This is a genomic window from Pseudomonas sp. CC120222-01a, assembly GCF_003097235.1.
Lineage (GTDB): Bacteria > Pseudomonadota > Gammaproteobacteria > Pseudomonadales > Pseudomonadaceae > Aquipseudomonas.
Genome location: NZ_QEQQ01000001.1, coordinates 69069 through 81245, shown reverse-complemented (window position 1 = coordinate 81245; position 12177 = coordinate 69069). Strand labels below are relative to the sequence as shown.

13 protein-coding genes are annotated in these 12177 nt (G+C 62.5%); 5 read left to right on the top strand and 8 right to left on the bottom strand.

All coding sequences use genetic code 11. The features are described 5' to 3' along the window. Positions 1–82: 82 nt before the first annotated feature. The gene (locus N430_RS00450) at positions 83–994 is read left to right on the top strand and encodes a LysR substrate-binding domain-containing protein (RefSeq protein ID WP_110632252.1); all 912 of its coding nucleotides are present in this window, start codon (positions 83–85) and stop codon (positions 992–994) included. Between the two features lie 125 nt (positions 995–1119). On the opposite strand, the gene N430_RS00445 is transcribed toward N430_RS00450, so the two are convergent. The 5 genes from N430_RS00445 to ribBA form a co-directional block, all read right to left on the bottom strand. Next, positions 1120–2268: an ABC transporter ATP-binding protein gene (locus tag N430_RS00445; RefSeq protein WP_110632253.1), complete on the bottom strand. Its 1149-nt coding sequence runs from the start codon at positions 2266–2268 to the stop codon at positions 1120–1122. 19 nt (positions 2269–2287) lie between these two features. Further along, positions 2288–3097, bottom strand: coding sequence for an ABC transporter permease (locus tag N430_RS00440; RefSeq protein WP_027919924.1), 810 nt, complete (start codon positions 3095–3097; stop codon positions 2288–2290). 6 nt (positions 3098–3103) lie between these two features. Further along, the gene (locus tag N430_RS00435) at positions 3104–4021 is read right to left on the bottom strand and encodes an ABC transporter permease (protein ID WP_110632256.1); all 918 of its coding nucleotides are present in this window, start codon (positions 4019–4021) and stop codon (positions 3104–3106) included. Then, entirely contained in the window at positions 4018–5043 is a 1026-nt protein-coding gene (locus N430_RS00430; RefSeq protein ID WP_110632259.1) for an ABC transporter substrate-binding protein, read from the bottom strand. The genes N430_RS00435 and N430_RS00430 overlap by 4 nt, the downstream gene beginning before the upstream one ends. A 361-nt stretch (positions 5044–5404) precedes the next feature. Then, a complete protein-coding gene (gene ribBA / locus N430_RS00425) occupies positions 5405–6526 on the bottom strand; it encodes a bifunctional 3,4-dihydroxy-2-butanone-4-phosphate synthase/GTP cyclohydrolase II (protein WP_110632263.1) in 1122 nt (373 codons plus the stop codon). 78 nt (positions 6527–6604) lie between these two features. Between ribBA and N430_RS00420 the strand changes: the two genes are divergently transcribed. After that, positions 6605–6898, top strand: coding sequence for a DUF1330 domain-containing protein (locus tag N430_RS00420; protein WP_110632268.1), 294 nt, complete (start codon positions 6605–6607; stop codon positions 6896–6898). A 52-nt stretch (positions 6899–6950) separates the two neighbouring features. Here the strand turns inward: N430_RS00420 and N430_RS00415 are convergent, their stop codons facing one another. Beyond that, positions 6951–7673: a pirin family protein gene (locus N430_RS00415; RefSeq protein WP_110632271.1), complete on the bottom strand. Its 723-nt coding sequence runs from the start codon at positions 7671–7673 to the stop codon at positions 6951–6953. Between the two features lie 250 nt (positions 7674–7923). Here N430_RS00415 and N430_RS00410 point away from each other — a divergent pair, with 250 nt between their 5' ends. Next, positions 7924–8988: a polymorphic toxin type 44 domain-containing protein gene (locus N430_RS00410; protein WP_110632274.1), complete on the top strand. Its 1065-nt coding sequence runs from the start codon at positions 7924–7926 to the stop codon at positions 8986–8988. Then, positions 8969–9361: a hypothetical protein gene (locus N430_RS00405; RefSeq protein ID WP_256591958.1), complete on the top strand. Its 393-nt coding sequence runs from the start codon at positions 8969–8971 to the stop codon at positions 9359–9361. The genes N430_RS00410 and N430_RS00405 overlap by 20 nt, the downstream gene beginning before the upstream one ends. Before the next feature lie 41 nt (positions 9362–9402). On the opposite strand, the gene N430_RS00400 is transcribed toward N430_RS00405, so the two are convergent. Continuing rightward, positions 9403–10422, bottom strand: a complete 1020-nt coding sequence (locus N430_RS00400; protein ID WP_110632281.1) for an alpha/beta hydrolase — start codon at positions 10420–10422, stop codon at positions 9403–9405. Between the two features lie 146 nt (positions 10423–10568). Here N430_RS00400 and N430_RS00395 point away from each other — a divergent pair, with 146 nt between their 5' ends. Continuing rightward, on the top strand, positions 10569–11453 hold the full coding sequence (locus tag N430_RS00395) for a LysR family transcriptional regulator (protein ID WP_110632284.1): 885 nt from the start codon (positions 10569–10571) through the stop codon (positions 11451–11453). 115 nt (positions 11454–11568) lie between these two features. Here N430_RS00395 and N430_RS00390 read toward each other — a convergent pair whose 3' ends face one another. Continuing rightward, complete coding sequence (locus tag N430_RS00390; protein WP_110632288.1) at positions 11569–12174, bottom strand: sarcosine oxidase; 606 nt, start codon at positions 12172–12174, stop codon at positions 11569–11571. Between the last annotated feature and the right edge of the window lie 3 nt (positions 12175–12177).

Below are 12177 nucleotides of genomic sequence, written 5' to 3'. Positions count from 1 at the left end.
TCTGGGTAACTGATGTTGGCCATGCTATAAGTGTTCACTTCATTGATAATTAGTTGGATCATGCATTCTTGGTGTACGTATCGTGAATAATCTGCCAAGCCTCGACGACCTCGATATCTTTCTTCAGGTAGCCCGCCGTGCAAGCTTTGCGGCGGTGGCCGAAGCCCGTGGCATGTCGGCGGCGTTCGTCAGCAAGCGCATCCGCCTGCTGGAAGAGGACCTGGGCGTGCGCTTGCTGCACCGCACCACCCGGCGGGTGACGGTGAGCGAGGAGGGCGAGCGGGTCTATCAGTGGGCGCAGCAGATTTTCGAAGCGCTGCAGCGCATGGGGGATGACCTGGACGCCGGCCAGCGAGAGCCGGCCGGGCAGTTGCGTATCGCCAGCAGCCTGGGCCTGGGCCGGCGGATGGTGGCGCCGGCGTTGTCGGAACTGGCGGCGCGTTACCCACGGCTGGACATACGCCTGGACGTGCATGACCGCCTGGTGGATCTGGTGGCCGAGGGCGTCGACCTGGATATCCGCGTGGGTGACCAGATTGCCCCGAACCTCATCGCCAAGCGACTGGCGCGCAACTGGCGGGTGCTGTGTGCGGCGCCGGATTACCTTGCCCGGCGCGGCACGCCGAAGAGCCTGGCGGAGCTGGCCAGCCATGACTGCCTGGTGATCAAGGAGCGCGACCATCCTTTCGGGGTCTGGCACCTTGAGGGGCCTGCTGGCGAGGAGAGTGTGCGGGTTACCGGCGCGTTGTCGAGCAACCATGGCGAAGTGGTGCACCAGTGGTGCCTGGACGGGCGCGGGATCGTGCTGCGGTCGTGGTGGGATGTGCACGACAACCTGGCGGATGGCCGGCTGGTGCAGGTGCTGGAGGGGTACCGGCAGAGTGCCGATATCTGGGCCGTGTATACCGCGCCGCTGGCCGGGTCGGCCAAGGTGCGGGTGGCGGTGGAGTTTTTCCGGGAATACTTTGCCGACAGGTTTCAGATTCCGGGTTGACTGTTAGGGCCTCTTCGCGGGTGAACCCGCTCCCACAGGCACGGCACAGTATTCAAACCTTGTGCAGTCCCTGTGGGAGCGGGTTCACCCGCGAAGAGGCCGGCACCGCCACTAACCAGCCGGGATCAATGCGCCCCGGCCGACTTGCTCAGGTCGCTCTCAGCCCACTCGGTGTAGATGCAGGCATCCGCCACCGCCCAGCGTACTTTCACGCTATCCCCTGGCTGCATCGGCATCCCGGCGGCAGACAGCGCCTTCACCGTCAGCTCGGTACCGCCCGCTGTCACCACGTGGCAGGTCTGGCTCTCACCCAGGAACAGCACTTCACCGACCTTGGCACTGACCTCGTTCCAGCCCGCAGGCAATGGCTCGCGTGCGGCCTGTTCGGCAGTCAGGGCCAGGGCTTTTTCCGGCCGCACCATGATCAGTGCATCCTGCTGCGCGCTGAGGCCCGGGGTCAGGCGAATCGCCACTGGCTGGCCTTCGAAGCTGCCCGCACCGTTGCTGCTGGCTTTGATCCGCAGGAAGTTGGAGTTGCCCAGGAACGACGCGACAAAGGCATTCGGCGGGTTCTGATAAAGGTCGTAACCGGTACCCAGGCCAACGATCTTGCCATGGCTGAAGATGGCGATGCGCTGGGACAGGCGCATGGCCTCTTCCTGGTCGTGGGTCACGTAGACGATGGTGATGCCCAGCCGGCGGTGCAGCTGGCGCAGTTCGTCCTGCAGGTCTTCACGCAGTTTCTTGTCCAGCGCACCCAGCGGTTCGTCCATCAGCAGGATGCGTGGCTCGTACACCAGCGCCCGGGCAATCGCCACGCGCTGTTGCTGGCCGCCGGACATCTGCGACGGCTTGCGGTGGGCGAACTTCTCCAGCTGTACCAGCTTGAGCATGGCATCGACGCGCTTGGTGGTCTCGCTGGCGCTGAGCTTGCGGATGGCCAGCGGGAAGCCGATGTTGTCACGCACGTTCAGGTGCGGGAACAGCGAGTAGCGCTGGAACACCATGCCGATGTCACGCTTGTGCGGCGGCACATTCACCAGCGACTGGCCCTCGACCAGGATCTCGCCGCTGCTCGGCGTTTCGAAGCCGGCCAGCATCGACAGCGTGGTGGACTTGCCCGAGCCGCTGGAGCCGAGGAAGGTCAGGAACTCGCCGTCCTGGATCTCCAGGTCGAGGTTGTCGACGGCGGTGAAGTCGCCGTAGTGCTTGTTCAGGCCACGCAGGCTGACCAGGGTCTTGCCGTGGGCGTTGTCTTTGATGACTGCACTCATTGTTGTTTTCTCCGCACGCTCAGGCGTTGACTTCGGTGCGCCGGCGCAAGGCGGCGGCAATGAACATGACAAGCAGCGACAGGCCGATCAGCAGGGTCGAGGCCACGGCGATCACCGGGCTCAGGTCCTGGCGCAGGGTGGTCCACATCTTCACCGGCAGGGTCTGCAGGTCTGGGCTGGCCATCATCACGCTCAGCACCACCTCGTCCCACGACACCAGGAAGGCGAACAGGCCACCGGCGATCATGCCCGGGCGAATCGCCGGAAAGGTCACCTTGAAGATCGCCTGCAGGCGCGAGGCGCCACAGATCACCGCGGCGTCTTCGATCGACTGGTCGAACAGCTTCAGCGAGTTGATGATCGAGATGATGGTGAAGGGCAGGGCGACGATCACATGGCTGACCACGAAGGCGAACAGCGTGCCGGTGTAACCGAGCTTGAGGAACAGCGCGTACACCGCCACGGCGATGATCACCAGCGGCACGATCATCGGCATGGTGAACAGCCCGTAGAGCATTTCGCGGCCCGGGAAGCGGCCACGCACCAGGGCGAAGGCGGTGGGCAGGCCCAGCAGCACGGCAGCGATGGTGGTCAGCACGGCAACCTTGAGGCTGGCCAGGGCGGCATCCATCCACTCCGGGTTGGAGAAGAACTGGCCGTACCACTTGAAGGTCCAGCCCGGTGGCGGGAACACCAGCCACTGGGATGAGCCGAACGACAACAGCACGATGAACACCACCGGCAGCAGCAGGAAGGCCGCGATGACCCCGGTGGTCAGGTACAGGCCCGTGCGCAGCGGGCGGCCCATGGCATTGGGAGACAGGAGCATGGCGGTTTACCTCGCGTTGCCAACCGGGGATTCCGGCTGCAGCTTCAGGTACAGGTAGAAGAGCACCAGGGTGATCACCACCAACAGTGCGGCGGCGGCGCTGGCCAGGCCCCAGTTGAGGAACGACTGCACCTGCTGGATGATGAACTCAGGCAGCATCATGTTCTGCGCACCACCGAGCAGCGCCGGGGTGACGTAGTAACCGAGCGACATCACGAACACCATCAGCGCCCCGGAGAACAGCCCCGAGCGGCACAGCGGCAGGAACACCTTCCAGAAGTTGGTCCAGGGGCTGGCGCCGCAGATCGAGCCTGCCTGCAGCACCATCGGGTCGATGGCGTGCATGGTCGCCTGCAGCGGCAGCACGATGAACGGGATCATGATGTAGCTCATGCCGATCACCACGCCAGTGAGGTTGTGCACCATCTCCAGCGGGGTGTCGATGATGCCCATGGCCATCAACGCCTTGTTGATCACCCCCGAGCTCTGCAGCAGCACCAGCCACGAGTAGGTGCGCGCCAGCAGGCTGGTCCACATCGACAGCAGCACGATGTTCAGCAGCCAGCGGCCCCAGCCCTTGGGTACCAGGGTGATCGCCCAGGCCAGCGGGAAGCCCAGCAGCACGCTGATCAGGGTGACCACGCCGGCCACCGAGAAGGTGTTGAACAGCACCCGTGCATAGGCCGAGTTGGCGAACAGCTGCTCGTAGTTGCCCAGCCCTGGCGTTGGCTCCAGCACCCCGCGCAGCAACAGGCCGACCAGCGGGGCGAAGAAGAACAGGCCGAGGAACAGCAGGGCCGGCAGCAGGTTGCGGCTGCCTTTCCAGCGCTGGCCGAGGCTCACGCGGCGAGGGGCCGTTCCCGGGGCGCCGGTGCCCGTGGGGGCACCTTGCGCGTTCTGCAGGGCGTTGATGGCGACTTTCATTTGACCAACCACTCATTCCAGCGGGCGGCGATGGCCTGGCCGTTTTTCGCCCAGTAGGCGAAGTCCAGGGTGACCTGGTCCTGGGCGTAGGCGGTCGGCAGGTTCGGGGCGAGGTCTTTGTCGAGCTTGGCCACGCTGTCGACGTTCACCGGGGCATAGGCGGTCTTGTTGGCGAACGCGGCCTGGCCTTCGGCACTGCTGGCATTGGCCAGGAACTTCATGGCCGCGTCCTTGTTCTTCGAGCCTTTCGGGATGACCAGGAAATCGGCCATGACCAGGTTCTGCTTCCAGCTCACGCCCACCGGTGCACCGTCTTGCTGCAGGGCATAGACGCGGCCGTTCCAGAACTGGCCGAGCGACGCTTCACCCGAGGCCAGCAGCTGCTGCGACTGGGCACCACCGCCCCACCAGACGATGTCTTTCTTGATGGTGTCGAGCTTCTTGAAGGCGCGGTCCAGGTCCAGCGGGTAGAGGTCCTTTGGCGCTACGCCGTCGGCCAGCAGGGCCAGTTCCAGCACGCCGGGGCTCGGCCATTTATACAGGGCGCGTTTGCCTGGATAGGTCTTGGTGTCGAACAGCGCAGTCCAGTCGACCGGCTTGTTGGCACCGAGCTTGCCTTCGTTGTAGCCGAGCACGAAGGAGAAGAAGAACGAGCCGACGCCGTGGTCGGAGACGAAACGCGGGTCGATCTTGTCGCGTTTGATCTGGTTGAAATCGAGGGGTTCGAGCAGGCCTTCGCTGGCGGCGCGCAGGGCGAAGTCGGCTTCGACATCGACCACGTCCCATTGCACGTTGCCGCTCTCGACCATGGCCTTGAGCTTGCCGTAGTCGGTCGGGCCGTCCTGGACGACTTTGATGTCGGTGCTTTTTGTGAAGGGGATGGCCCATGCTTCTTTCTGGGCGTCCTGGGTGGTACCGCCCCAGCTGACGAAGTTCAGGCTGTCAGCAGCCTGGGCGGCCTGACAGGCCAGGGTCAGCAGGCTGGCGGACAGCACTGCGGTTACACGTTTGCTCAACAGCATGGTTACGCCCTCGTTGCTTTTGTTATTCGAGGCGGGGCTTCTGGTGCGCCCGCCAACAGTATTCGGGGAGCAGCTAAAACAAAGTGTCTGGTGGCCGTTTGTAATTGTAGGTGCCGGCCTGCAGATTCAAGGTCTACGGGATATCATATTATGGTATTCCAAACTTTTGGCAAGAGGAATGAGGCTACCGGCCATCACTCCGCCTTCTTCAGGCCACCGCAGTCTGCTTTTTTGTGGGAGCGGCCTTGTGTCGCGAAAGGGCCGCAAAGCGGCCCCAGGATCTCAGCGTCAACAAATAAATTGCCGGGGCCGCTTCGCGGCCCTTTCGCGACACAAGGCCGCTCCCACACGGGGAATGGTGTCAGCTCAGAGGAACGGGCTCGAATGGGATGCTCTGCACCACTTCCAGCTCATACCCGGCCAGGCCTGCATATTTCAGCGGCGGCCCCAGATGACGCAGCTTGCCCACGCCCAGGTCCTGCAGAATCTGCGCCCCGGTACCGACCTCCGAGTACACCTTGGACTGCCCACGCTGATAAGGCCGCACCGGCTGAGTGAGCTGCGGTACGCGTTCGAGCAAGGCTTGTGAGGATTCGTGGTTGGCCAGGATCACCACCACCCCGGCACCTTCCTCGGCCACTTTCTGCAGCGCAGCCCACAGCGTCCAGTTGGCGGGGCCGGCGTATTCGGCGCCCACCAGGTCGCGCAGCGGGTCGATCACGTGCACCCGCACCAGGGTCGGCTGCTCACGGCGGATATCGCCCATGACCATGGCCATGTGCACGCCGCCTTCGATGCGGTCCTCGTAGGTCACCAGGCGGAACGTGCCGTGCACGGTCGGCAGTTCGCGCTCGCCGATGCGCTTGATGGTTTGTTCGGTGCTCAGGCGGTAGTGGATCAGGTCGGCGATGGTGCCGATCTTGATGCCGTGCTGCGCAGCGAACACTTCCAGGTCCGGGCGGCGGGCCATGGTGCCGTCATCGTTGAGCACCTCGACGATCACCGAGGCCGGGGTGAAGCCGGCCAGGCGGGCCAGGTCGCAACCGGCTTCGGTGTGCCCGGCACGGGTCAGCACGCCGCCTTCGCGGGCGCGCAGGGGGAAGATGTGGCCAGGCTGCACCAGGTCTTCGGGGCGGGCATCGGGCGCCATGGCCGCAGCCACGGTGCGCGCCCGGTCGGCGGCGGAAATGCCGGTGGTGACGCCGCTGGCGGCTTCGATCGACACGGTGAAGGCGGTGCTGAACACGCTGCCGTTGGCCGGTACCATCTGCTCAAGGCCCAGGCGCTGGCAGTGGTCGTCGGTCAGGGTCAGGCAGATCAGCCCGCGCGCTTCGCGGGCCATGAAGTTGATGGCCTGGGCGTCACAGCGCTCGGCGGCGATCAGCAGGTCGCCTTCGTTTTCCCGGTCCTCGTCGTCCACCAGCAGGACCATCTTGCCTTGCCGGTAATCCTCGAGAAGTTCCTCGATGGTGTTGAAAGCCATGTTGCACGCTCACTGTGGTGGGGTGATTTTTATGGTATACCATCATACACAAATATCGTTGTAACAGGAGAGCAGCGGATGAAGGCCTATTGGATCGCCCACGTCGACGTGACCGACCCCGAGCAGTACCAGCAGTACACCCAGCGCGCTCCCGCTGCCTTCAAGGCATACGGCGGCCGCTTCCTGGCCCGCGGCGGGCGCAGCGAGGCGATGGAGGGGCGGCCCACTCCACAGCGTAGCGTGGTGATCGAGTTCGATTCGTATGAGCAGGCGGTGGCGTGCTACCGGTCGGAGTTGTATCAGGAGGCGTGCAGCCATCGCCAAGGGGTGGCGAAGGCTGAAGTTATCATCGTAGAAGGTTTCGAATCTTGAGTAGTTGCTGATGGCCTCTTCGCGGGTTTACCCGCGAAGAGGCCGGTCCTGCTTATGGCATGCCAGGCAACTCATGGGGCCGCAGGTCGAACACCAGCACTTCGGCATCCACCCCATTGCCCAGCTCCAGCACCTGTTCCTGCCTTACCCGCACCCCATCCCCCTCGTTCAGCACCTGGCCATTGAGCTCGATGCTGCCGCGAGCCACATGCACATAGGCATGGCGGTTCTCCGGCAAGCTCAGCGTCGCGCGCTCCGCGCCATCGAACAACCCGGCATACACCCGCGCGTTCTGCCGCACCTGCAATGACCCGTCGGCACCATCCGGCGAGATGATCAGGCGCAATTTGCCGCGCTTCTCCTCGGCACTGAAGTGCTGCTGCTGATAACGCGGCGTCGCTCCTTTCACATTGGGCACGATCCAGATCTGCAGGAAGTGCACCGGCTGCGCCTGACTGTGGTTGAACTCGCTGTGCGCTACACCATGCCCGGCGCTCATTAGCTGCACGTCACCTGGGCGGATCACCGAGCCGGTACCCAGGGTGTCCTTGTGCTCCAGCGCGCCTTCGAGCACGTAGGAGAAGATTTCCATATCGCGGTGCGGGTGCTGGCCAAAGCCCTTGCCAGGGATGACGCGGTCGTCGTTGATCACCAGCAGGTCGGAAAAACCTTGCTCGTCAGGGTTGCGGTAGTGGCCGAAGGAGAAGGTGTGGAAGGATTTCAGCCAGCCATGGAAGGCCAGGCCGCGGTCTTGGGCGTTACGGACGGTGAGCATGATGAATTCTCCTTGATTGCCGGGATCGGAAGGACTGTCGGCTGTTGATGGGAGAATCTTACTGTCAGTTTTTAAGCCTAAAAACTAGCTTGGATGAGTATTACTGTCTCGTTTTAGATGACTACTGTCGGACGGTTCTGACAGATATTCCTTCAGTGCTTGTAGGTCTGCTCTTGATTCCAGTTAGTGCGGTTTCGGGGGATTTTCTGCTGTTAGTTTTCGGGTTTTTCCAACTTCAGGAAGCGAACCCATGCGAAGCGTAACGATCGATGGCAAAGGTCAGGCAGTCGACGGGGACAAGACCACTACAGGCGCGGTCTGTCTAGCGACCGGAGCCGGCTATACCAGCGAAGGGCGCATGGTGCTGCGCTGTGCCGATCCGACCACGGCCTGTCCGATGTGTGGCAAAGAAGGCACCGTTGTCGAGGGCAACGAGGGCTTCATTTCAGATGCTAAACCTGTCGCGGTGGATGGTTCGCTGGTGGCGTGCGGTTGCCCGAGCGGCAGTAACCGGGTCATGGCCAACAGTGGAACTGGCCCAGCGGCACGCACCTCGGCGACACAGCAGGCGAGCCAGGCAGCAACATCAGGTCAAGCTGGCTTCATTTCGCCCATCAAAACTCCACCAGCAGGAATGACACCGCAGTCTGCCACCTGCAAACACCCGGACATGATGGAGCAAGTGGCCAGCTACATCGCCGAAGAGATGAACCGCAACCTCACACACCCATCCGTGGTGAAAATGAAGAAGCTGACCAGTTTTGACGCGATAGAGGAACATGCAAAATTTCAAAAGCTCCCTTGGTACGCACGTCTGTTACCACCTGACTTTCAAGCAGTGATGGTTGGAAACACTGCTGCCGCGATGGCGCTTTGGGCAGAGCGGGTGGGTCAGAACAGGCCTTGGGATCACAAGGTTTTGATTGCACAACGGTTCGGCGGGGTGTGGCATAAGCAAGGTGAAGTCGACTTTTTCTACGATATCTGGTCGAACATCCACTACGGCTATGTAGGACGGGCGGGGGGGCTTTCAGAAAGTGTTCTTTTGGATGGCGCTGGGCTTGAGCAAATTGCATCAGATTCCATTCGGAAAGTTCAAGAGTGGGAAAAACACGAAGGGCCTCACCGCTCTGCGGATATAGAGGGGCTACGGGCCTGGGACGACATCGGAGATCGTGTCGCTATCAGTCTTGGCGTGAAGCTGTATCAGCTGCATCCAAACGGTGGGATTACGGCAAGGATGCTCATGGCCGAAGTCTTGGCATTGCCACGTTCAAATTGGGGGGATGGCATACGTGACCACATCTGCAACTAAACCGAAACGGCATATCTGGCGGTGGGTACTGGTTATAATGTTTACGCCCATTATCTTTTGGTATGTCGCTACACCCTTGGTGGGTTTTCATTTTTCTGACAAAGGCCAAGGGCGTCTAGGCTATATCTTGAATGTCCAGCACAGCATATCAAAAGGTGAGATTTATCCGGGTCAAGCCACTGGCGGCGCCGGGCATATCTTTCCGAACGACCAATTCTTCATGCAGCTCGATTGGAACAACAATGGAAAGTGGCACTGCATTCGTGTCAAACCCAAGTGGCCCCGCATCGATATCTACATCGGTGCGGACGGTGCCATAGATAGCCGCACCGATGGCAACTTCATTGAAGCTTGCGGGCCATCTCCTCAATAAAAGCAAAAGACCCGCCTGGGCGGGTCTTTTTACTCATTGGCTCACTGCAGATGCACTTTAAGTTCGGTGCTTGCCTGACGCATCGCCGCTTTTACAGCCGGCACCTGGCTCAACGGATTGAGCAAGCCATAGTCATGAATCATCCCGTTGTAGCGCACCGACGTCACCGTCACACCGGCGGCATTCAGCTTGCGGGCATACGCCTCACCCTCATCGCGCAGCACATCGAACTCGGCCGTCTGCACCAGCGCCGGTGGCAGGCCTTTCAACTGTTCACTGCTGGCCCGCAGCGGCGAGGCGTAGATCTCTGCCCGTGCCTTGGCATCGGTGGTGTAGTTTTCCCAGAACCACTTCATCATCCCGGTGGTGAGGAAGTGCCCCTCGGCGAACTGTTTGTACGAAGCCGTCTCGAAGCTGGCATCGGTCACCGGCCACAGCAGCAGCTGGAAGCGCAGGGCCGGGGTGCCGGCCTCTTTGGCCTTGAGTGCGACCACCGCCGCCATGTTGCCGCCGACGCTGTTGCCGGCCACGGCCAGGCGCTTGCCGTCGACACCGATCTCCTTGCCGTGCTCGGCCACCCACTGGGTCGCGGCGTAGGCCTGGTTGATCGCCGTCGGGTAGTGCGACTCTGGCGACGGCGTGTAGTCCACATAGACCGCCACCGCACCGGAGCCGACCACCAGGTCGCGGATCAGCCGCTGGTGGGTCGGGAAGTCGCCGAGCACCCAGCCGCCGCCGTGGAAGAACATGAACACTGGCAGCTCACCTTTGACATTGGCCGGGCGCACCACCTGCAGCTTGATCGACTGGCCGTTGGCCTGGATGGTGCGTTCCTTGACCTCGATACCGGACAGGTCGACCTTCACCGAAGCCTGGGCACCGGTCAGTACGGCGCGGGCGTCTTTCGGGCTGAGCTGTTCGAGCGGCTTGCCGCCCCCTTGCTCCAGCGCTTCGAGGAAGGCCTGAGTGTGCTGTTCGACGCCTGGGCTGCCAGCGGCGAAGGCGCTGGACACGGACAGGGCGAGGAGGGAAGCGGTGAGGGCTTTGTGGACAATGTTCATGAGCGAATCCTTTTCTTGGTAAGTGTTGGTAATGGGCGTCTTGCCTGGCCTTCAGGGCCATCGCTGCGACCTGTGTGTAGATTAAGGAGATGCATTGGCGGGAAAAAGCCGCTATAAAGCGTTTGACTGTCACCAAGAACGAGACAATGAACCCCTACGAAGATATGCGCATCTTTGCCCAGGTCATGGAGGCCGGCAGCTTCACCGCCGCTGCCGACCGCCTGGGTATGTCCAAGCAATCGGTCAGCCGCCGCCTGATGCAGCTTGAAGAGCGCCTCGGCGTGCGCCTGCTCAACCGCTCCACCCGGCGGCTGGACGCCACGCCGCTGGGCCAGCACTACTATCAGTCAGCGCTGCGCCTGCTGGGCGAGGTGCAACAGGTGGAGCACGACATCAGCGGCCAGGCCCAGGCCTTGCGCGGCACCCTGCGCCTGAGTGCGCCGCTGTCGTTCGCCATGGCCCACCTGGGCTGTCTGCTGACCGAGTTTCTGCAGTTGCATCCGCAGGTGGATGTGGAGGTGGACCTCAGTGATCGTGCCGTAGACCTGATCGGCGAGGGCTACGACCTGGCGTTGCGCATTGGCGCGTTGGAAGACTCCAGCCTGATCGCTCGGCGCATTGCCGATGTCGAGCGGGTGTATTGCGCAAGCCCGGCATACCTTGAGGTACGTGGCGTGCCGACAAAGCCTGAGCAACTGGCCGAGCATGACTGCCTGCCCTATGGGCATTCGCGGCAAGTGCAGTGGCAGTTCAGGCAGGGTGGCAAGACCCAGGCCATTCAGGTGAGCGGGCGGATGCGGGCGAACAATGGCGAGATGCTGCGGGATGCGGCGATTGCCGGGATGGGGGTGACTTATCTGCCGACTTTCATCGTCGGGCAGGCGCTGGCGGACGGGCGCTTGGTGACGGTGCTGGATGAGTGGGTGACGCCGGCGTTGCAGTTGTCGGCGGTGTATCCGCAGCACCGGCAGGTGGCGCGGCCGGTGCAGGGGTTTGTGAGCTTCCTGCGCGAGCGATTGGTGCAGTTGTAAAGCTGGGGCTGCTTTGCAGCCCTTTCGCGACACAAGGCCGCTCCTACAGGCGATCGCATTCCCTTGTAGGAGCGGCCTTGTGTCGCGAAAGGGCCGCACAGCGGCCCCAGGGATTTCAGACCATTAACTGATCCGCCCCAATCCACCCGCCATCAAATTCATCCATGGCATCCAGCACCGCCTCCTGGAAATACGCCAGCGAGGCCCGGTCGAACAGCAATTGCAGTGCTGGCAATTCGTTGCTCCCGACATTCACCACGATCACATTGATCCGCGCCGCCGACGTCTGCGCCACGGCACCGTGCGGAAACGCTTGCGCCCGCAGATCGACCCCGCACAACTTGGCCATCACCGCACTGCAAAACGCCCCCGACAACTGCAACCAGGCATGGCTGTCCTGACGCGGCAGCAGATAGTTGCGCCGGTCATCCTGCCCCCATGCAGCCTCTTCGGCAGCCACCCGTGCGCCCTGGTCGGCAAAACTGCCCAGCAACAGATACTCACTGGCCGACAGGCGCGCCACCCAGCCGCCGTCGTCCTGGCGCAAGGCCTGGTTGGGCAGTGAAGGCAGCCGGTAACCGCGCTCCTCCAGGTAGGCGGCACTGTCCCCACCGCGAAACCCGACCCGCGCCAGTTCGGTCAGGTCGGTCAACGCACAGGTGTGCAACAGCTCGGCCCGCGGGCTGCGTGGAATGAAGGCTTCAGCGTTCAAACTGGTCATGGT

Bases quoted from the DNA above. Each gene is read 5' to 3' on its own strand.
- N430_RS00430 (WP_110632259.1), bottom strand. From the start codon at position 5,043: ATGCTGTTGAGCAAACGTGTAACCGCAGTGCTGTCCGCCAGCCTGCTG.
- N430_RS00440 (WP_027919924.1), bottom strand. From the start codon at position 3,097: ATGCTCCTGTCTCCCAATGCCATGGGCCGCCCGCTGCGCACGGGCCTG.
- N430_RS00420 (WP_110632268.1), top strand. From the start codon at position 6,605: ATGAAGGCCTATTGGATCGCCCACGTCGACGTGACCGACCCCGAGCAG.
- N430_RS00435 (WP_110632256.1), bottom strand. From the start codon at position 4,021: ATGAAAGTCGCCATCAACGCCCTGCAGAACGCGCAAGGTGCCCCCACG.
- N430_RS00390 (WP_110632288.1), bottom strand. From the start codon at position 12,174: ATGACCAGTTTGAACGCTGAAGCCTTCATTCCACGCAGCCCGCGGGCC.
- N430_RS00410 (WP_110632274.1), top strand. From the start codon at position 7,924: ATGCGAAGCGTAACGATCGATGGCAAAGGTCAGGCAGTCGACGGGGAC.
- N430_RS00400 (WP_110632281.1), bottom strand. From the start codon at position 10,422: ATGAACATTGTCCACAAAGCCCTCACCGCTTCCCTCCTCGCCCTGTCC.
- N430_RS00445 (WP_110632253.1), bottom strand. From the start codon at position 2,268: ATGAGTGCAGTCATCAAAGACAACGCCCACGGCAAGACCCTGGTCAGC.
- ribBA (WP_110632263.1), bottom strand. From the start codon at position 6,526: ATGGCTTTCAACACCATCGAGGAACTTCTCGAGGATTACCGGCAAGGC.
- N430_RS00415 (WP_110632271.1), bottom strand. From the start codon at position 7,673: ATGCTCACCGTCCGTAACGCCCAAGACCGCGGCCTGGCCTTCCATGGC.
- N430_RS00395 (WP_110632284.1), top strand. From the start codon at position 10,569: ATGAACCCCTACGAAGATATGCGCATCTTTGCCCAGGTCATGGAGGCC.